We start from the raw sequence: 20,073 nt of genomic DNA on the forward strand, positions 1-20,073 counted from the left end.
GTTTGGACGGGGTTTATTTTTTAATTTTGATGGGATAAAAAAGAACAGGAACATGAAACTATTTAAATCCTTTGCCTTGGTGGCTCTTATGCTCTTCGCATTTACCGCCACAGCCCAAAATAAAAAAGACCGTAAGATCATCAATGATGCCAAACGGGCCAAAAAAACCCTTTTGAAAGCCGATAGGGGCCTACAACGATTCTTTGACAATTCTGCCGGCTACGTGCTTTTCCCCAATGTGGGCAAAGGTGGATTTATAATAGGAGGTGCTTCTGGAAATGGGGCGGTTTATGAAAATGGAGAGGTAGTAGGCATGGCCAATCTGAAAAAATTGAACGTGGGATTGCAAGCTGGTGGACAGGCCATTATTGAGATTATCTTTTTTGAAACCGAGGTAGACTTGGAGCGCTTTAAGGAAGGAAAATTCCAGTTTGCTGCGGAAACTAGTGCGGTTGCCCTGAAATCCGGGATTGCCTTTAATGCCAAATACAAGGATGGTGTTGCCGTATTTGCCCTGCCCAAAGCTGGCCTTATGGCCGATGCCTCCGTGGGGGGACAAAAGTTTGGATACAAACCCTTTTAATCAAAATGGCCTGGGGTAAAATCTCCTGGGGCATTTTGGGGTTGGTTGATTGTCCCTGCATCTCCTGAATCATTGTAAATGATCCACTCCCCAAAAGTGTAGGTTGGGTTTCCTTGGGTTACCTCCGAGTTCCGAAGTGCGCGCCCATCCTCAAACTCATGGTTGGTTCCAGAACCATCTTCTCCCACCACACCAAAGACGTCAATTATGGTTCCAAAGGGATCCACAAGCTCAAGATTGTCGTCCCCATTGGAATCAGCAGGGCTGTTGGTGGAAACGCTCATGTCAGGAGGGAAACCATAAACCAGTTCGAATTCTTCCGCATTGGGAGAAATAACGAAGGTGCTTTTTGCGGCTATCACTCGGCCCGATAAGTCTATAGAGGAGCTTACTTCCGTTTTTTCATTGGTGTATCTGCGCAAGGTCCAAAGATTTAAATCCAAGGCTTGATTGGATGAATTGTACAACTCCACAAAACGGGCTCCAGTATTGTTATCCGGATCTGCCAATTCCGAAATGAAAATGTCTTTGGAAGTAAACTCAGTTATAATCTCTGGACACCGCTCGTTGGCAAAATCCAAATCTGTAATATCCCTAATCACTAATTGATATTTTTCACCATCCCTTTTTAAGATCCCGGTGATACTTCCTTTGCCTCCCGGCAGCAGTTCTTTCTGAAAATCGGCATAACCACTGGTCAATAACTCTATTTTATTTTCCTCACAATCTTGGAGGATACGAATAGTCTCCTCCTGGGGTTCAGCATAGTTTAGGCCAAGTTCATCTTCGCCAAATTCTACATCCTTCAATTTGATCAGGGTATTTGATCCCACCTGATCTAACTGCGCAATAGTCGTGGGTATCGGTACCACCGACCCCGATTCATCACATGCAGCTATAAGATGGTCTTGTACCTTTAAAGCGGGTAATCGCCCTACGGAAACATTGCCAAAGGAAGTAAACGAGCTTCCTAGCTTCAAGGTTTCACCACTCATTCCCAAAAACAATCCTTTTAGCTTGACAAATACCTTTGTGTCAAGTGGGTAATGTAGGTATGCAGGACTTAGTTCCACTTCCAAAAGAAGCCCCTTTGTTGGACCTTCGGTCTTATCTTGGAGATAAACCTCATTGAAAAAGTTACCTGCTTCATCTGAAGAGATGACATAACCCTCAATTATCAAATCCTCTTGTATCCGAAATGCGTCACCAGAATACATCTCTTCCAATTCCTGAAACGTTGTGTTGGCAGCTAAAATATTATCACAGTTCGGCTGAGGTGCGTTGAAATCGGAATTCGGAACACAGGCTGAAATTATTGTTGACATGACCAACCCTTTTAAAAGAATCCTCACTTTCATTTTCATTTGCTCATCTTTAAAAGTTTATAGCAAGATTTAAAAAGTAGGTCCTGCCGTAACTGTGCCAATATTTGGGGCCAAAAGATGGGGTTCCACTTAAATTATCTTGTAGCATTTGCCGATAATTTCCGTTCCTACTCTGTTCATATCCCCCAGTCTTGAATACGGAATCGAATACATTGTTCACGCTCAAAAAGGCACTTATGTATTTCTTATTCACCAACCAGGACTTTCCGCCAACAAGGTTCAATAGATAAATTTCATCCAACTTTTGTTGTTTTAGTAATCTGCCAACATCGGCATGGGTAACATTTGGAAGTGGTTCTTGTGTATCAGGATCCAACAAGAAACTCTGGGTGCGTTTTATGGTACTTAGGTTTGCATAGCTTTGATCCATATAGTTCGCCGTTGTCCCCAGCCACCAATATTTTGGACTTCTGTATTCCACTCCAAGTGATAGCGCTGTTTGTGGCCCTTGAGCCAACTTTAACCCCTTGATTGTCGCTGTTCCCAATTGCACACTCCCTTCATTATTGATTAGGTCTTCCTCGTTGCCAGCAGTGTCAAAATAGAGCTGAATCTCTGGGTCGCTGGCATACACATAGCTGCCCAAATTACCCGCAATGGAAAGTTTAAGCTCGTTGGAGGCCTTGTACTCCAAACCCAGTTCCAAGCCTTTGTGTAACTTGTCCAAACCCGTAATCACTTCCTGAACAAAATCCGAGCCCAGGCCTGAATCCACAAAAAAGAAATTGACATCCGGTGCGTGCTGAAATCTGGTATAGAAAGCGCTAATGCGGCCTTTTAAATCCGGTAACCGGATATAGTAACCAACATCAATTGCGGATATTGCTACATTCTGAATATCAGGAACAATTAGGTTGTTTTCTCTTGGGTTAATAAATAGGTTTTGAAGTACTGGAGCTCGGTTGATTTTTGCGCCATTGATCATTATCCAGTGCCTCCCGTTTAAAAAGTAGGTCATTCCTGATTTTACGCTTAGCCCTGTGAATGAAATTTCCTCCCCATTTCCAAATGAGTGATCGGGATATCGTTCATTTTGATACAATCCATTCCGCTGTGCGTTCCATTGAAACAGTGTTCCTGAAACAAATGCATTCCATTTTTTTCTTTTAATCTGCATTTGTGCAAACCCCTTGAGCCTTTTGGAATCCAATTCAAAGTTGTAGCTTATTCTATCCCCTACGGTTTTGTTTGGATTCCCAAAAACATCGTTCCGAGTAGATGAAAAGGAATCGCTGTCATCTAGAAATTCGGCTCCAAGTAAATCCTTGATGCTAGCATAATTCTGGATACTGGAAACTTCCATGTTTGCTCCTAGACCCAATTCCAAACTCTCCGCAAGGTCTAATTGCATATTGCTTGCAAGCATGAACCGTTCTTCGTTCTGTACATCTTCAGAAAGCACATAGGAGGCAGGCTCATCTGTAGAATTGCTGTTCACCGCATAAATCTGTTCCCAATCCAATTGCGGATGATCCAATAAAGCTTCCTTGGCCAAGTTTGCATTGGCAAAATCGGCTCCAAAAGAACCATTGACATGATAACTGGGGACATATTTGTAATAGGTAGGGTCAGGATTCTGTGCGTTAAAGTAAGCCAGTCTATCTTTTGCCACACTACCATTCTGATACATAATTCCTGTAGTCCAGTTCATTTTATTGGATTGAAGAAAGTGATTGACCATGAACATAGGTTCAAAAATCTTGCGTTCCCTTGAGTTTCTAGTTTCCCCATTCTGAGTCCCCCAATATGGATTGTAGCGATTTCCCATCAAGTCAAATACTTCCTCGGTCAGTGCCGCTGACCTACCTCTTCTATTGTTTGCCATAACTGTACTTATGACCAAACTGTTTTTGTTGTTCCATTTATGTTCCAGAGCGCCAAAAAGGGAGTGGGCATCATACAAAGTACCTTCAACATAGCCTGAATTAGCCCATCTTTTAGAGGCAGAAAGGGAGTAGGCCCAACCACTTTCCAGTAGGCCTGAACTGTAGGTCGCCATTAGCCTGCTCCTATACGTTCTGTTGGACATAGAACTGGAAACCCGCAGACCTGATCTAAATCCAGAAGGTCTTATATCTATATTGGTGTTTCCCAAGATTCCACCAAACGTATTTGGGTTCGTTTCCAGCGCATGGGTATACGTCTGATTTCGGATTACATCATTGAGTCCGCCCCAATTGTTCCATTGTGGTCTTCCATCCCAGATTTTGTTTAAAGGGATTCCGTTGATCAATACCTCCCCCTCTTGGGAATCATATCCACGAATCCTAAAAAATGCCTGTCCAAAATCAAATGCTGCTCGAGTAAGGAAGATATCCCTAGTGGACTGTAACATTCCCATAGATCCTGAAAGCAAACCATCCTCATCCGAAAGTTCGTTATCTGTCAAGGTTATGAGATTGTCACTTTTTTCCAGGGTAATATCCTTTTCCAAAAAAATGTCTCCCAAATCAATAGGTTCACCTTCCAGAAAAAGCTCAAATGTTTTGGGCAAGTAGTCCGGTGCCGATATATGAATTATAAAATCCCCCTCAAAATTCAGGGCAATGGTAAAACTACCATCAACCCCGGTATGATATTCTTGTTGAAATCCTTCTATTTTTATAGAAGCCCCCGAAACAGGAATTTGGTTTGATCCATCTTTTATGGTCCCTGAAATTTCTATACTGTGCTGTCCAAATAGGAGGTTGGTATAGCATAGCAGCACAAAGAACATAGTTGTTCTCATATGTTAGCCTTTGTAGGTTAATCAGAATAAAATTTGGGGTTATTACTAGATGTTTTGTAAGAAAAGCGAACAATCTTAGTAATTTTAGTACAGAAAACAAAACCCAAATGAAAATTTTAACCTACTCATTCCTACTATTGCCGTTTTGTCTATGGGGACAAAATGAAGCGAGCTACAAAATCAGAACTGTTGCTTTTTATAATGTTGAAAATCTATTTGACACCACCAACGACACCTTGATCTTTGATGATGACCGTACTCCTGAAGGTGCCTACCGCTGGACAGAAAATCGCTACGAGGCAAAAATCCAGAACATATCGCAGGTCTTGGCCCAATTGGGCAAGGAAAAAACCGGGACATCACCTGACATTCTAGGACTTTGCGAAGTGGAAAATAAAGGGGTACTGGAAGATTTGGTGAATCATCCCAATTTACAGGCAAAAGATTACGGTATTGTCCATTTTGACTCTCCGGATGCCCGTGGCATTGATGTGGCCTTGCTCTATAAAAAATCCGTTTTTATCCCTACCTCCTTTAAAAGCCATAGGCTGCTTTTGTTTGATGAAATGGGAGAACGGGATTATACCCGGGACCAGCTTGTAGTTGGCGGTATAATGGATCTGGAAGAACTACATTTTATTGTGAACCACTGGCCTTCCCGACGAGGAGGTGCCACTAAAAGCCAGTCCAAACGGGTTAGGGCTGCCTTGCTTAACAAAAGAATCATGGATTCCATAAGGAGGTTGAACCCAGATACAAAGATCATTGCAATGGGAGACCTTAATGATGATCCTAGGGACCATAGTTTAAAAAGGATACTAAGAACCAGAGGAACGGTATCCAAGTTGGACAGTCTTTCCCTTTTTAATCCTATGGAAAAAATGTACAAAAGAGGAATGGGAACTTTGGCTTATAGAGACCAATGGAATCTTTTTGACCAATTTTTTATGACTCCCAACCTAGTCCATGACAATAAAGCTGGGTTTTTCTTTTGGCAAGCCCAAATCTTTGCTCCCCCGTTTATTAAAACCCAAAATGGAAAATATAAGGGGTATCCCAAACGCACTTATTCTGGAAAAAACTACACCGGAGGGTACAGTGACCATTTTCCGGTGTATTTGTTTTTGATAAAAGAGGTTAACTAGGATAGGACCCTAAAGATCAACTGCATCACCCCAAATTAAATGTTGATCTCCAGTGCCATGGTAACTAAGGCTTCCAAAATCATTTCCTCCCTCATGAACCTGATAGGTGTTGAAATATTGGCTGGTCCATGAACCATCGGGCCACTCGGCAATAAGGGCAAAAGTAATGGTCCTGCCTTCAATTACACCTGAGAATTTATTTCGTTTGATGCGATAATCGCTTGTTTTTATCGCCTTCTTAAACTTTTCCTTCCAACCGCTGTTCCTGGCATAGTTTTTCATTAGTTCCAAGGCTTCTTTTTCCAACTTTTTATCTGGTTCGAATGCCTCTGGAACCTTAAATTTGGGAATCTTGCTGATCCATTCCAATCCTTCTTTCACATTGGTCAGGCGTACTTGACCATAGGCCATTTCCAAAGTATCTTTGTAAGCCCATCCACCACCAGAACTTCCATCGGCCAAGGAATATTTTAATCCCAGCAGCACAGAGTTATCCTTTTTGGCTTTTATATAGCCTTGGTGCTTGAGTAGGGCTTCACAAATCCGAGCTTGTTGTATGCTAATTTCGGTTTCTTCCTCATCCGATTCTTCCAGAACTCCTGGCTCAAAAATGGGATAGCGAACAGATTCCCAACCCCTTTCTTCTTTGGAGGTTTTGTAGTTGTAGTAATACTCTGCCTGTAGGCTGTCCACAAAATAGTCGTACCTCAAATGGGCATTTCTTGGTATCCCAGGGTTCACGGAGAACCTTTTAAAAATTTCCGCCGGACCTGTGTTGTAGTTTACAAACAATCTGCAGAACAAGGGTTCCTCATCCATTTTGGACATATCATAGGTGGTAACAAATTTGCCTTCGTCCTCCCACTCCCTCTCTATAGTTTCATTGGCAAAAACATAGCTTCCCAAGTTGTTTTTATGGATTTTGCTAAAGAATTTTTGACTCAATAGCTTAGTGGTGTCAATTTCCATGGGTGACCAATAATAGGGGGATTGGGTAATGTCTTTTATTGAAGACCCTCCTGAACAGGCAATTAAAAAAATGACCGCTATACAACTGGATAAATAGGTTAAGATTCTCATGGTTTTATATTTAATTAATAGATACGCTACCGTGAGGTTGAATAGAGGCTGGACACAGGAATATGATTCCCATTAGAACACAAAAACCCTCTGCGCTAGGCGCAAAGGGCTATGCTTTTTTTGTTGAACCCAAGATACGAAAACAGAATAGGCCGGCAAAATCAATAAGGCCTATCTATTCATTATGCCAGCTAGGAAGGGAGTCTAGCTAAACCACTGTCCCCAAGGAATACGGCTTAAGATAAACAGCAATCCCAATCCATAAAAGATCGTAATGCTCTTGAACTTAGCGTTGCTGGTTTCCTTTTTCTTATGCTTGGACCATCCGATAGTGATCAAAGCCACCGCCAAGATATTGACAAAAGGGTGTTCCACGGCTAATAAGCGGGCTGCGGAGTTAAGACCACCCATGCCCAAGGTCTGTATGGCCTGAAGGCCGTTTGCGGACACAAAGTAGAGGATAAGACCTATTAACAATTGAATGTGGGTCAAGATCAGGGCAAAAAGACTTATTCTTAAATCTTTGTGCATGGCAAACTCTCTTTTGCCCAATAGCCCCATAAGGGCATTTACGAAGGCCAAAATCAAAATAGCCAAAACAATATAAGCGAAATAGGAATGCAGGTTTTTTAGAATCTCCATGAGTTTAGTTTGTGAATCCTAAAAGTACGGATTTTGCAAATAAAAAACCCCCGCGTTTGGCGAGGGTTTGATATTATAAGGAGCAGCTGTTAGAAATCGTATCTCAGCGTCAAGTTCCAAGTTCTACCCCATCCAAAATAACCTCGGTTAGAGACATTTAAACCATCATAGGTTTCGTCTCCAGCCTCCACCATATTGGCAGTTGTCAATCTTGAAATGTATTCTGTATCGAAAACATTGTTCATATTGGTTCTCACCTTCAATCTGTTGGCTTTTTCAGCCCCTACAGGAATGGTGAAAGTCAATCCCGCATCCACAATGCTATAGGATGGCAATTTCAAGTTTTCCTTGATAGCGCCCACATCTGCATATAGGTTGTCGTAGTGTCTAAAATCGGAATCAAAAGAGAACATGTCATTAAACCTAACGTTTACGCCAAGTCCACCTGAAAGTTGAGCGGCACCACCCACTTTACCACCATCAAAGTCGTTGTTTTCAGTGCTGATCACGTTACGCTCTTCATCAGTAACCTGGGTAACTGCCTCCCCTTTGTATTGCCAATCACCAATGGATGCAAAAGCATTAAAGGAAATTACATCGTTAGGTCTGACTTTGGCATCAAATTCAACTCCTGTGTGCAACTGTTCTGTACCAAAGTTTGTGGTATACTGTACCACATCATCCACAACATCAGAGCTAGTTACAACCCTATCTTTCCAAGAAGTTCTGTACACATTAACGTTAGCGGAGAAAACATTGGTTCTAAAACCATATCCACCTTCCAAACCAAAAATCTTTTCGTTCTCGGTCAATGGATTTACTTGATTGGTAAAGTTTAGGTAGATGTTGTCATGGTATGGCTGACGGTTATAGTATCCAACATTGGCATAGAAGCTGTGCTGGGTAGTTGGCTTATAGCTAAAGCCTGCTTTGGCATTATATCCAAAGTTGTTTACTTTTTCAGAATCCACCCCATCAGTGATTCCAGCTGGCAATGGCTCATCCGTTCCTTGTGGAGATGTTCCGTTGATCAAGGCCTGATCTGCGTACTGGTACAAATCAAATCTTTGGTGGTACTGATTGGAAATAGATCCTTGGAAAAAGGTAGAGAACTGATCGGTAGCATATTCCAACTGTGTGAACAAACCTCCGTAAGAAATACGCTCCTCATTGTTGTATGCAATTTTTTCAGTTTCGTCATAACTGTTGAAGGCTGCGGACCATCCTGAAGGTCTAAAGCTTTCCGTAGCATTCACAAACTTGTAGGTTCCAAAGCCCCCAAAAGTATCGTGGTTGTTGTTTTGGTCTCTTAGTCGAATGTTTTCTCTCCAAGATTCCAATCCATGGAAGTTGGAAACTACCCTAAAGTGCTTTCCATAGTAAGTCCTAAGGTCAAAACCTACGTTCCAAGTAAGGTTATCGGAAAGTTGTTTTTCCAAGTTTGAAATTAACCCATACCAACTGTGCAGGTTCATGGAAGCTCTTGTAATGTAAGCATCATCAGCACCAAAGTATACCCCAGCTCCATTTGGCACCAACGCATTTTGGGCGTAAATAGCATTATAATCTATTCTACCTTCATCTGTTCTGATTCGGTTACCACGGTTACCTGTTCCACCCCCGTTACCCCAAGAGGCATAAAGAACGGTAGACAAATTGGTTGTGGAGTTGATGTTCCAGTCCCAGTTTAGGTTCGATACAGGTTTGTGGTAGAAGTTTCTTCTTTCGGTCATGTACTCCCCGTTGTACGTACCCCAGTTGTTGTTGTAGTTCAAACCGTACTCCAAATAATCGGCGATGGGTTTGGTAAAGTTTTGATCGTGGAACTGCGGAGCACCGGTAATCAAGAAGTTGAAATTGTGCTTATCATTGGGTCTGTATCCAATGGACAAGAAATACGTTTGACCTTCTCCATAGTTTCCTTCGTTGAAACCATCACCTTGCCAGTGGGAGAACATAGCACTAACACCCCATCCTTTTTCTGAGATTCCAGTGTTATATCCAGCAGAAGTCTTTAGGTAATTGTTGTTGGCCACCGTAGTGTAACCAAATCCACCTTCGTTCATTTCAGTGGCCTTGGTCACAAAGTTCACTGTACCCCCAACCGATGAAATCGCAAGCTTGGAAGAACCTAGACCTCTTTGAATCTGTACCCCAGAAGCGATGTCGTTAAGACCAGACCAGTTGGACCAGTACATCAATCCGTCTTCCATACCGTTGATGGGTTGCCCGTTTAAAAGGAAGGCAGTATTGTCTTGATCAAATCCTCTTACCCTCATGTTGGTATCTCCAAAACCACCTGCTTGACCAGATACATAAACGGAAGGAGTATTCACCAAGGTCATGGTCACATCCTGTGTTCCAATTTTTTCTTGAATAATCTTAATTGGCACTGACGAAACAGCAATAGGGGTTTGTCTATCGCTAGCCAAGTCAATAATCCCTGTTCCTACAACCACAACGCCTTCCAGTTCTTCCGCATCCGGAAGTAATGAGATGCTTCCTACGCTTCCTGTTGAGTTGAAAGAAACAGTTTTGGAAACAAATCCAATGTAAGAGATTACTAATGTACCAGAGTCACCTGATACTTCCAGTGTAAAATTACCGTCAAAATCGGTTGATGTTCCATTGTCTGTGCCTTGAAGCACCACACTTGCCCCGGGAAGCCCGGTTCCCAGTTCTCCATCCACCACTGTACCAGTGATGGTCCCTTGTGAAAATGCCATAGTCGAAGTAAGCATAGCCACAAATGCCAAGTAAATTGTTTTCATTTTCTAGTGTTTAAATAGTTTAAATAGCCCTGCAAAAGTGCTGTATTTCTGAGTTATCCCGATTAAGGGAAAGTTAAGAAAAAGCTAAAATATTAATATAAAATTAACATTTAAAATGAGCTGACAAAGAAGTATTTAGCTTTTTTCCCGAAGAATGCTAACCCACTAATTTACTTCTTAAAATGTTGCAGAAGATGAAGCGTTGAGCTGTCGTGCTTGCCAATTCCTGAATTCTCAATATCGGCCAAAATATTCTTGGCCAATTGCTTGCCCAACTCCACGCCCCACTGGTCGTAACTGAAGATGTTCCAAACAATGCCCTGAACAAAAATTTTGTGCTCATAAAGGGCTATCAAAGCTCCCAAACTGGTTGGGGTGAGTTTGTCAATTAGAATGGTATTGGTGGGCTTGTTGCCTTCAAAAACCTTAAAGGGAAGCAGGGTTTCCAATTGTTCTTGGGACAATCCCTGTGCCTGCAATTCAACTTTGACTTCCTCGGCGGTTTTACCGTTCATCAAGGCTTCTGTCTGTGCGAAGAAATTTGCCATCAATTTATTGTGATGATCCACATCCCCATGTAAAGATTTCTTGTATCCAATAAAATCTGTGGGGATCAATTTGGTTCCTTGGTGAATAAGTTGGAAAAAAGCGTGCTGCGAGTTTGTCCCCGGTTCGCCCCAAATAATGGTTCCCGTCTCATAATTGGCTCTTTGGCCTGCTCGATCCACACTCTTGCCATTACTCTCCATAATTCCCTGCTGTAGATAGGCCGAGAAACGATTTAGGTATTGGGTATAGGGAATTATTGCCTCGGTCTCGGCTCCATAGAAATTGTTGTACCAAACACTCAACATGGCTAAAAGAACCGGAACGTTTTCTGCAAACGGAGCTTCCCGAAAATGGGAATCCATTTGATTGGCCCCTGAAAGTAGTGCGTCAAAATTATCATAACCCACTGCCAATGCGATGGAAAGTCCAACCGCACTCCAAAGTGAGAAACGGCCTCCTACCCAATCCCACATGGGGAAAACATTTTCCTGGGCTATCCCAAATTCATCAATCTTATCCTGATTGGTGGAAACCGCGACAAAATGCTTGGCAATATCCGCTTGGGAAGCGTGCTCCAAGAACCATTTTTTTATGGTTAGCGCATTGCTCAAAGTTTCTTGGGTGGTAAATGTTTTGGACACCACTACAAAAAGGGTGGTTTCTGGATCCAAGTTTTTTAGAACCTCGTGCACATGATCACCATCCACATTGCTAACAAAGTGGGTGTTCAGACGGTTTTTATAAAACTTCAACGCTTCGGTGACCATTACTGGACCCAAATCCGATCCTCCAATACCAATATTGACCACATCGGTAAATGCCTTGCCTGTGAACCCTTTTTTTTCTCCCGATATTACAGCATGGGAAAAGGTCTTGATTTTCTCCTTTACCTCAAAAACCTCTGGAACCACATTTTGCCCATCAACCAAAACCTCATCTCCTTTTTGAGCCCTCAGAGCAGTATGTAAAACAGCTCTTCCTTCTGTCTGATTGATCAAATCCCCCTTGAAGTAACTGTCAATGGAGTTTTTCAAGCCTACTTCTTCGGCCAATTCCAAAAGCAAATCAACCGTCTCTTGGGTTATTCTATTCTTGGAAAAATCAACCAGAAAATCTTCCCACTGCAAGCTAAACTTTGTACCACGCTGTGGGTCATTTGCAAAAAGCTCCCTTAAATGGGTTTTATGGGTTTGGGTAAAATGATTTTGAAGTTTTTTCCAGGCTTGGGTGGTAGTAGGGTTTATTTTGGGTAATGCCATTTTAAGGGTTAAGGGTTAGTTGGTTTTCTTCAAGCTCAGAGTCAAGTAAATCCTCGGTTTCTTTGGGTAGGAGGATATATTCAATGCAGTCCAACTGGGTTTTTAAAGGATCAATGTGCGCTAGATAGCCGGTTCGCAAGGAGTCAGCAATGGGCTCTGCGGCAGGTAACTTTTCCCGAAGGGGATCCACCTGTCTTCCGTTTTTCCAAAACCTATAGCAAACATGTGGGCCTCCCGTATTTCCGGTCATCCCAACCCATCCAATTACATCGCCTTGGCGGACAAATTCCCCACGCTTCACCTTCTGCTTTTTCATGTGCAGGTATTGGGTACTGTACGTTCCATTGTGCCTAATCTTTACATATTTGCCATTGCCTCCTCTTCTTGTGGATTCCGTGACCGTACCATCTGCCGTAGCAATGATCGGCGTTCCAATTGGAGCGGCATAGTCCGTTCCTTTATGTGGTCTTACCTTGTATCCATAATAGGCAATTCTTCGCTTTAGGTTGTAGCGGGAGGACAAACGATATCCAAATTTGATTGGAGCACGCAGGAAGGTACTTCGCAGGTTATTGGCTTCCTGATCATAGTAATCCAAAATGTTTTTCAGCGAATCCGTTACATACGGAAATGCATATATGGGCCTGCCCTTGTGTTCAAACAAAGCCGCTTTTATAGGTCCACGGCCTGCATATACGGAATCATTGATGAAATGTTCGTCATAAATGACCTTGAACTTATCCCCTTTTTCCAATCTGAAGAAATCTATGGTCCACGCATAAATTTCGGACAGATCAATGGTCACATTGTAGTCAACGCCCAGGTTATCCAAAGTTTCGGAAAGATTGTTCTCAATTACCCCACCAACTTCACGCTCCACTGAATTTACCTTTCTTCTTCCCTTATAGGCATTGGCCGTGCTGTCCCTAAAATCAAAAACCGTGTAATTGATCTTGTCATTCTGATAAATGAAGACTTGAGCTGATTCAGAAGTGTCCTTGGATTTTAAAAGCACGTAGGGCTTCCTGTCTATTCTTCTAATGTCGAAGGTATCCTTAAACTCTTCCGCAATATGAATGATCTTGGGGTAATCCACCTTGTTCTTGAGCATAAGTTCGCCAAAGGTCTCCCCCTTTTGTATGGTATCATAAACCACGTTGAACTCCTCCAAATTGAAGCCAAAGCGTTTTACAATTGGCTTTTGAACCGGTTCCGCCGGCTCCAGTTGCTGTACCAATTCCTGTTTCTCCTTACAGGATATCAGTACCATCAATGCGAGAATTGCCCCAAAAAATTTCTGCATTTCTATCTTTTATTTGCTGGGTTAAAAATGTGGTCAACCCACTGTTTTCCCCATGTGTCCAGCTCATTTTCCGAGTACAAAGTTGGGAAAAATATTATTTTCTGAAAACTTGGGGGTAAAAAGTCTTTCCAATTGGTTCCTCCAGTAGCATCAACCTCCTTGTTTTCCTTGGCCAAATATCTATAGGCAGAGCCCATGTGCATTAAGGGCCAATTGACATTGGCATTGACATCCATCTCTTTAAGGGATTTGATCAATTGCCCATTTTTTCTATGCTCTTCGGGCAGCTGCAGGTACTTGTGATAAATGGTACTTTCTTTAACCTGATTGGATATCCGTAACAAGCGTGGGGTATACCTAAACTCAAACTGTTTAAGGGTTAGTGTTTTTTCTCCAGTGGTTAAATCGGTAGCGCCCTTTTTCCAGTAAATATGCTCAAAAAGCTCTTCAATACTGTTTTTGTTTGAAAAAGAGTCCCGTTCGGTATGGTGGATGAGATTCTCCAAAGGTGTTGCATAGATCTCAATCATCCGATATTGAGCGGATTGAAACCCACTGGCCGGAAGCAATGCCATTCGGTATCGGAGAAACTGTTCACGTTCCATCCCCTTGATCATGATTCCAAAAGAGGATATAAGTGCCTTGAAATAGCTGTTTATCCTATTGACCTTTTCAATGAAATATTGCACATCTTGGGACCTATCCTCCACAATTTGCTTTTGCTCGTGCAAAATGAGCTTAAAATAAAGCTCCGTAATCTGGTGATACATGATGAATATCTCCTCATCGGGAAAATGGGTGCGGGGCACCTGAATACTCAACAAGGTGTCTAAATGGATATAATCCCAGTAGGTAAGATATTTTTGGTAAAGGAGCCCGTCTAGGTAGGAACTTAGGTCTTGTCCAGAGTTTTTATACTTCTCTTCAAGCTTATTGATTTGGGACTCAATTCGCTCATCATTCCTCATTAACTACTATCTCATTATTATTTTAAACTGGTTTCGCAATCCGTTGTAACCATCCAAATCCGCTTTTAGGGAACCAACGGCCAAATCGGCCTTGATACGTATAGGAATTTTGTTGAGATCATTGGAAACCCATAGGGTAAGGCTCTCTTTTTCCTTAAAAACACGGCCAGATTGTACAATGGGCCTAAATTTAAGACATTCTACCTTGCCAAACTTGGTGCGAATCACTTCTTTTCCCAAATATTTTAGTTTGAACTTGTAAATTCCTTCATCATCAAACAGCATATCAAGATCAATGGACTTGCCCACTTCAAAATCATCCAGCCCATATCGGTTTCTCAAATAATAGGAGGCTGATAATAAATCCTGTACATCCGTGTGCACCGGAATGTCCATGACCTTGCCATTTTTGTTGTCCGTTAAAATGGCTTTGTCCTGGTCATATTTAAAGTCTATTTCCACATCTCGGGTATATCCGCCTTCACTGATCTTACGGATGAAACGGTAGGGCTTCCCGTCATTTTTTCCAAAGTAACTCTCATATCTATCATCCACCTTAAAGAAAATGCTGGCAAAGCCAGTGGTTTTTCCCAATCCCACAACGTGATAAACGGGTACTTTTTCTATAGTATCAGAAGTTAGGTGCAAGGTGGCATAGCTTGCATTGAGAATACCATAGTGAATTCGAAATTTTAACCATTCCCCACTCTTGTATGCAGGAGATTGGCCAAGTATTGCAATAGGGGTCAAGAGCAATAAGATAATAAGGGCAAAAAACTTTTTCATAACTATTTTGTCGTCATAAAATTACTAAAATCACATGTTTAGCAGGTTAACTTACTATTACATAAACAAATCTTGTTCCAAAATAGTATGTATAAAAAAAGCCCAGTGTAAAAACTGGGCTTTTCCTAAATAACCAACCAAACTTTAAATTATGAAAAACCAATACTTAAAGTTATAAGGGAACCACCCCTTATGCCAACAAAGATAAGCCAAGGTTTTGTAGGAAAATAAGTTTTAAGGCGACTTTAACTATCTTTTATCAATTTTGATATGGAAGAGGGAAAAAATTGACAGTTTTTTAAGAGGTTTTGCCAATAAATAAGGGATTCCCAAACTAAAACCAGTAGCCTACACTAAAGAAAAAGTTGCTTTCCGAAACTTCCGGGCTCCAGGAATAGAAGATTTGGACCGGCCCCAAAAAAGATTCCAGTCCGTAACCCAAGCCAAATCCTGAATAGGTGGGTTCTGAAAACCAGTCGCCAGTCCTAAAAAGATCATCGGCCACATTGGCAAAGTTGGCGGTGAACAAGATATGGTTCTTGGGAGCTACTTCATAATCCAAACGGCCATAGGCCTTCACAAAACTATTGCCGGGAAGGCTAAGAAAATCATAGCCCATGAAGGAGGTAAAGTTGTTTACAAAATCGTTGCCATAGCCCCCTAGCACAAAATCGAAGGAAGTTACGCCTGATGTTCCCAATTTTACACCCCCTTCGGTTTCCAAATTAAGGCTCAAATTTGGAAATAATGTAAACGCTGTCCCCATTCTTGCTTTTCCTACAGAAAATTCCCTAAAGTTATCGTTGAAATCAGAGGAGAAAAGATACAAATGAAAATCGCTATCAAAGAAAAGTCCTTTGGAAGGAAAGTATTTATCATCATAGGTGTCCAAGGTTATTTTACCATAGGCACTAAAATAGCTTGAATCATCAAAAAAGGTGCGCTCCGAAGGTTCGGGCAAAAAGGCTTCCGCTGTTTCATCGGTAAATTGATTCAAAGTTCTGGTACTGTAACGGAGCAACTTGTGTTCCAACCCCAGCGTAAATGCAAACTCTTCCCGTAACACCGTCTGCAGATATATTTGGTTGGTCAAATCCGTAACATCCAAATTGATCTCCCTAATGTTGGGGTCATTGGGAGCATCAAAGTTGGTTCTGATCAGGTTATAGTCAATTTCCTCATTAAAATTTGTGAATTTGGAGTTTATCCCAAAACTCCAGTAGTACCCTTTATCCAAGTAGTACTGCATATTGTAACGGATATTGTCTCCTACAATAAAATCAAAGGAAGCCACATCGTCCTTGAGCAAAAAGTTCTTTTTGGTCAGATTGATCAGAGCGGAACTTTTATAGAGATCGTCATAATGGGCAGACATTTTAATAAACATCTTTGTAGGATTCTCCTTGAGTTTGAGAATGAGATCGGTGCCCAAACCATTGGATACCAATTCATATCTAATGGCCTTAAAGTTTCCTGTTGCGGATAAGTTGTTTATCCCCTGTTTTAGTTTTTCGAAGGCTACTTTTTCAGCAAGATTGAGCCGTAACTTACCCTTAATGTAACCTCGGGTATAGCGGTCGTTCCCCTCCAAAATCAGACGGTTGATGACCAGACTATCTTTTACAGCAATCCTCTTTTTGGGAGCTGGGGTTGTTTGCTGCTTAGCGGCAATCTCCTTCAACGCTTTCATTTGGGTATAGGCGGCAATTTCACCACTCTCCACAATTTCCAAGCTCCTATCAAAGTCAATCACGGAAAAATCATCAATATCAGGCCTTATATAGATGTCTGTCTGTTGGGCCTTCTTTTTCATGTCCTTGACCGTTCTATAGTTGTTGATCTGCAATAGAATCTCTGTAGCAGATTCCAAGGATTCCCTAGTTGCCAATCCATGCTGTACATCCACACCTATGATGATGCCCGCTCCCAAGGCCTTGATCTCATCTATTGGATAATTGTTTACAACACCACCATCAATCAGTACCTCTCCTTCAATCTCTGATGGCTCAAATAGCGAGGGAAAGGTTCCACTTGCCATAATGGCTTCGGGCAAATAGCCTCTATCCAACAGAACTTCTTCCCCAGTCTCCACGTTGGTGGCCACACATAAAAATGGGATGGGCAAACTGCCAAAATCCTGAACATCCTTTACGTGAAATAACAATCGAACCAGCTCATTGTAAATGTTCTGGCCTCCTGAGATGGCCTGCGGAAATGAAACATTGAAATTGGTAAAAGGCAATCCCAAAGCGTATCGTTCAGAATCTTCTTTTTCGTAAAAAGTCTTGGCTCCCCTTGGTACGTTGTCCTGAATAAGCTCGGTAAAATCGGTCACCCTAAAAATGGAATCCAACTCCTGGGCGGAATAGCCCGAGGCATACAAGGCCCCTACAATCGCGCCCATACTGGTTCCGCCTATGTAGTCGATTTTGATCCCTGCCTCATCAATTACCTTGAGCGCCCCAATATGGGCCATGCCCTTGGCGCCACCGCCACTGAGCACCAATCCTACCTTGGGAGATTCGTCTTGGGCCATGCCCATAATCCCCATCAAAACAAAAATCACTAACAATACGCTCTTCAATCTCATGGGTTTTTAATGGAAGGATTTATAAATTTTTTTGGCCTTGGCCATACCTACAGATTCCGCAAGACTCTCAATGGTTGCTTCCTTGACCCTTTTTACCGATTTAAATTCTTTCAGCAATTGTTCTGCCGTTTTCTTTCCAATTCCCTCTATGTTTTCCAACTCGGAGTCTATGGCTTCCTTGCTTCTTCGGTTTCTATGGTGGGTAATGCCAAATCTGTGGGCTTCGTTTCTTAGCTGTTGGATAATTTTAAGGCTTTCTGATTTTTTATCCAGATAAAGCGGAATGGGGTCGTCAGGAAAGTAGATCTCCTCCAAACGTTTGGCAATGCCAATGATGGCAATTTTGCCCCTCAATCCCAAAATTTCCAAACTTTTTAAGGCGGAAGATAATTGGCCCTTTCCGCCATCAATCACAATAAGCTGCGGCAGGGCTTCATCTTCTCCCAACAATCGCTTGTATCTGCGAAAAACCACTTCTTCCATACTCGCAAAATCATCTGGCCCTTCAACGGTTTTAATGTTGAAATGCCTGTACTCCTTTTTGGAAGGCTTGCCATTTCTAAATACCACACAGGCAGCCACAGGATTACTCCCTTGGATGTTGGAGTTGTCGAAACACTCTATATGGGTTGGCTCTTCACCAAGCCTTAAATCGGCTTTCATCTGGGCCATAATTCGCTTTACATGACGGTCTGGGTCTGTAATCTTGATCTGTTTGAACCTATCCTGCCTGAAAAAACGTGCATTGCGTTCCGACAGTTCCAAAATTCTCCGCTTTTCCCCCAATTTGGGAAGGGTAATCTTGATATTGTCCTCAACCAGGACTGGAAATGGCAGATAAATTTCCTTGGATTGGGATTGGAAGCGCTGTCTAATTTCGGTTATGGCCAACTGAAGCAGTTCCTCATCGGTCTCATCCAGTTTCTTTTTTATTTCCAGGGTATGCGAACGAACTATGGAGCCATGGGACAGTTGCAAAAAGTTTACATAGCCATGGGTCTCATCAGAAATAATGGAGAACACATCCACATTGTTGATCTTGGGGTTGACCACCGTGGAACGTGCCTGATAATTCTCCAGGATTTCAATTTTATCCTTGATCAACTGGGCTTTTTCAAACTCCATTTGCTCTGCCAAGGTTTTCATCTGCTGCTTAAAATGCTGGATGGACCCCTTGAAATTTCCCTTGATTATTTGTCGGATGTTTTCAATCTGTCCGTGGTAGTCTGCTTCGGATTGCAAGCCCGCACATGGGCCCAGGCAATTTCCAAGATGGTACTCCAAACAAACTTTGTACTTCCCTGCATTGATTTTTTCCTCTGACAAGTCATAATTGCAGGTTCTAAGGGGATATAAACTTCTGACCAAATCCAGTAAGGTCCGTACGGTCTTCATGCTGGTGTACGGCCCAAAATATTCAGAACCGTCCTTAATGAATTTACGCGTGGAGAACACCCTTGGAAAACGCTCTTTTTTGATACAAATCCAAGGATAGGACTTGTCGTCCTTAAGCAATACGTTATAGCGGGGCAGCAGTTTCTTGATCAGGTTGTTCTCCAGCAGGAGCGCATCGGATTCGGAGGACACCACAATGTGCTTGACAGAGTGGATTTTCTTTACCAAGACCCTTGTTTTGCCGTACTCCTGTTTCTTGTTAAAGTAGGAGGACACCCTTTTCTTCAGATTTTTGGCTTTCCCCACATACAGAATTTTTCCTTCCGAATCGTAAAACTGGTATACGCCCGGATTGCTGGGTAAAACACTTATTTGAACACTAATAGAGGGTAAGTCGGACATAAACTTCTCAAAAATCCACGCTCTAACAAAAGTAGGTTTTAATACTACTGGTTTTTTGTTAAAATTGATCAAATCCTGTTAGGAATTGATGGTTGGCAGCAGGGAATTCATGGATGCAAAATTGAACACCGTGCATGACTCCTAATTTAGTATTTTAATGCTCAATGATTCAGGCTAAATTCCTAAGAATGAAATTGAAAGCAGGAGCACAAAACTTTTTCATAACAATATGTTTAAACTTTGTGGGAAAAGGCATCCAAAATAGGGGCTACATGTTAAACTGTTGCTAAAAATGATGCTGTTCATCGATAAAAAGTGCATTTCATGGTGATTTTTCCAATTCTTTTACCTACATTTAACCGTATAAATACAATTCAATGGAGAACTATGTTATCGTTTTGGGAATGTATTTGATTTTGATGTTATTTTTCAAAATCTTTTTCTCGGTTTCGACTAGAGAATAGACCAAATCCCCCAAAACCCCCAA

The 20,073-nt window shown here is 42.0% G+C and carries 13 protein-coding genes; 2 read left to right on the forward strand and 11 right to left on the reverse strand.

The window, feature by feature from the left end; genetic code table 11:
- Positions 1–52: 52 nt before the first annotated feature.
- Entirely contained in the window at positions 53–583 is a 531-nt protein-coding gene (locus ACOOE0_RS03965) for a hypothetical protein (RefSeq protein ID WP_420401178.1), read from the forward strand.
- Here ACOOE0_RS03965 and ACOOE0_RS03970 read toward each other — a convergent pair.
- Both ACOOE0_RS03970 and ACOOE0_RS03975 read right to left on the reverse strand, forming a co-directional pair.
- The gene (locus tag ACOOE0_RS03970) at positions 580–1,908 is read right to left on the reverse strand and encodes a DUF5689 domain-containing protein (RefSeq protein WP_420401179.1); all 1,329 of its coding nucleotides are present in this window, start codon (positions 1,906–1,908) and stop codon (positions 580–582) included. The genes ACOOE0_RS03965 and ACOOE0_RS03970 overlap by 4 nt on opposite strands.
- Before the next feature lie 49 nt (positions 1,909–1,957).
- On the reverse strand, positions 1,958–4,696 hold the full coding sequence (locus ACOOE0_RS03975; protein WP_420401180.1) for a TonB-dependent receptor: 2,739 nt from the start codon (positions 4,694–4,696) through the stop codon (positions 1,958–1,960).
- 107 nt (positions 4,697–4,803) lie between these two features.
- Between ACOOE0_RS03975 and ACOOE0_RS03980 the strand changes: the two genes are divergently transcribed.
- The gene (locus tag ACOOE0_RS03980; protein WP_420401181.1) at positions 4,804–5,841 is read left to right on the forward strand and encodes an endonuclease/exonuclease/phosphatase family protein; all 1,038 of its coding nucleotides are present in this window, start codon (positions 4,804–4,806) and stop codon (positions 5,839–5,841) included.
- 9 nt (positions 5,842–5,850) lie between these two features.
- On the opposite strand, the gene ACOOE0_RS03985 is transcribed toward ACOOE0_RS03980, so the two are convergent.
- From ACOOE0_RS03985 to uvrC, 9 genes are all read right to left on the reverse strand, one after another.
- Positions 5,851–6,921 carry a hypothetical protein gene (locus ACOOE0_RS03985; RefSeq protein WP_420401182.1) on the reverse strand — a complete coding sequence of 357 codons (1,071 nt, stop codon included), beginning with the start codon at positions 6,919–6,921 and terminating at the stop codon, positions 5,851–5,853.
- Positions 6,922–7,125: 204 nt separating this feature from the next.
- The gene (locus ACOOE0_RS03990) at positions 7,126–7,563 is read right to left on the reverse strand and encodes a hypothetical protein (RefSeq protein WP_420401183.1); all 438 of its coding nucleotides are present in this window, start codon (positions 7,561–7,563) and stop codon (positions 7,126–7,128) included.
- Between the two features lie 89 nt (positions 7,564–7,652).
- Complete coding sequence (locus ACOOE0_RS03995; RefSeq protein ID WP_420401184.1) at positions 7,653–10,334, reverse strand: TonB-dependent receptor; 2,682 nt, start codon at positions 10,332–10,334, stop codon at positions 7,653–7,655.
- Positions 10,335–10,504: 170 nt separating this feature from the next.
- Positions 10,505–12,142: a glucose-6-phosphate isomerase gene (gene pgi, locus ACOOE0_RS04000; RefSeq protein ID WP_420401185.1), complete on the reverse strand. Its 1,638-nt coding sequence runs from the start codon at positions 12,140–12,142 to the stop codon at positions 10,505–10,507.
- 1 nt (position 12,143) lies between these two features.
- Positions 12,144–13,445 (reverse strand): M23 family metallopeptidase, encoded by a 1,302-nt coding sequence (locus ACOOE0_RS04005; protein WP_420401186.1) that lies wholly within the window; start codon positions 13,443–13,445, stop codon positions 12,144–12,146.
- Positions 13,446–13,447: 2 nt separating this feature from the next.
- Complete coding sequence (locus ACOOE0_RS04010) at positions 13,448–14,413, reverse strand: tryptophan 2,3-dioxygenase family protein (RefSeq protein WP_420401187.1); 966 nt, start codon at positions 14,411–14,413, stop codon at positions 13,448–13,450.
- Between the two features lie 6 nt (positions 14,414–14,419).
- Positions 14,420–15,199, reverse strand: a complete 780-nt coding sequence (locus ACOOE0_RS04015; protein WP_420401188.1) for a DUF3108 domain-containing protein — start codon at positions 15,197–15,199, stop codon at positions 14,420–14,422.
- Between the two features lie 334 nt (positions 15,200–15,533).
- Positions 15,534–17,789: a patatin-like phospholipase family protein gene (locus ACOOE0_RS04020; protein ID WP_420401189.1), complete on the reverse strand. Its 2,256-nt coding sequence runs from the start codon at positions 17,787–17,789 to the stop codon at positions 15,534–15,536.
- 6 nt (positions 17,790–17,795) lie between these two features.
- Positions 17,796–19,586, reverse strand: a complete 1,791-nt coding sequence (gene uvrC / locus ACOOE0_RS04025; RefSeq protein WP_420401190.1) for an excinuclease ABC subunit UvrC — start codon at positions 19,584–19,586, stop codon at positions 17,796–17,798.
- Between the last annotated feature and the right edge of the window lie 487 nt (positions 19,587–20,073).

It is taken from the genome of Flagellimonas sp. (assembly GCF_965215805.1).
Taxonomy (GTDB): Bacteria; Bacteroidota; Bacteroidia; order Flavobacteriales; family Flavobacteriaceae; genus Flagellimonas.

What these genes read in the sequence shown, in the direction of transcription:
- ACOOE0_RS04020 (WP_420401189.1), bottom strand. Translation starts at nt 17,789, where the DNA reads ATGAGATTGAAGAGCGTATTGTTAGTGATTTTTGTTTTGATGGGGATT.
- ACOOE0_RS03970 (WP_420401179.1), bottom strand. Translation starts at nt 1,908, where the DNA reads ATGTCAACAATAATTTCAGCCTGTGTTCCGAATTCCGATTTCAACGCA.
- ACOOE0_RS04010 (WP_420401187.1), bottom strand. Translation starts at nt 14,413, where the DNA reads ATGAGGAATGATGAGCGAATTGAGTCCCAAATCAATAAGCTTGAAGAG.
- ACOOE0_RS03995 (WP_420401184.1), bottom strand. Translation starts at nt 10,334, where the DNA reads ATGAAAACAATTTACTTGGCATTTGTGGCTATGCTTACTTCGACTATG.
- pgi (WP_420401185.1), bottom strand. Translation starts at nt 12,142, where the DNA reads ATGGCATTACCCAAAATAAACCCTACTACCACCCAAGCCTGGAAAAAA.
- ACOOE0_RS03980 (WP_420401181.1), top strand. Translation starts at nt 4,804, where the DNA reads ATGAAAATTTTAACCTACTCATTCCTACTATTGCCGTTTTGTCTATGG.
- ACOOE0_RS03985 (WP_420401182.1), bottom strand. Translation starts at nt 6,921, where the DNA reads ATGAGAATCTTAACCTATTTATCCAGTTGTATAGCGGTCATTTTTTTA.
- ACOOE0_RS03965 (WP_420401178.1), top strand. Translation starts at nt 53, where the DNA reads ATGAAACTATTTAAATCCTTTGCCTTGGTGGCTCTTATGCTCTTCGCA.
- ACOOE0_RS03975 (WP_420401180.1), bottom strand. Translation starts at nt 4,696, where the DNA reads ATGAGAACAACTATGTTCTTTGTGCTGCTATGCTATACCAACCTCCTA.
- uvrC (WP_420401190.1), bottom strand. Translation starts at nt 19,586, where the DNA reads ATGTCCGACTTACCCTCTATTAGTGTTCAAATAAGTGTTTTACCCAGC.
- ACOOE0_RS04015 (WP_420401188.1), bottom strand. Translation starts at nt 15,199, where the DNA reads ATGAAAAAGTTTTTTGCCCTTATTATCTTATTGCTCTTGACCCCTATT.
- ACOOE0_RS04005 (WP_420401186.1), bottom strand. Translation starts at nt 13,445, where the DNA reads ATGCAGAAATTTTTTGGGGCAATTCTCGCATTGATGGTACTGATATCC.
- ACOOE0_RS03990 (WP_420401183.1), bottom strand. Translation starts at nt 7,563, where the DNA reads ATGGAGATTCTAAAAAACCTGCATTCCTATTTCGCTTATATTGTTTTG.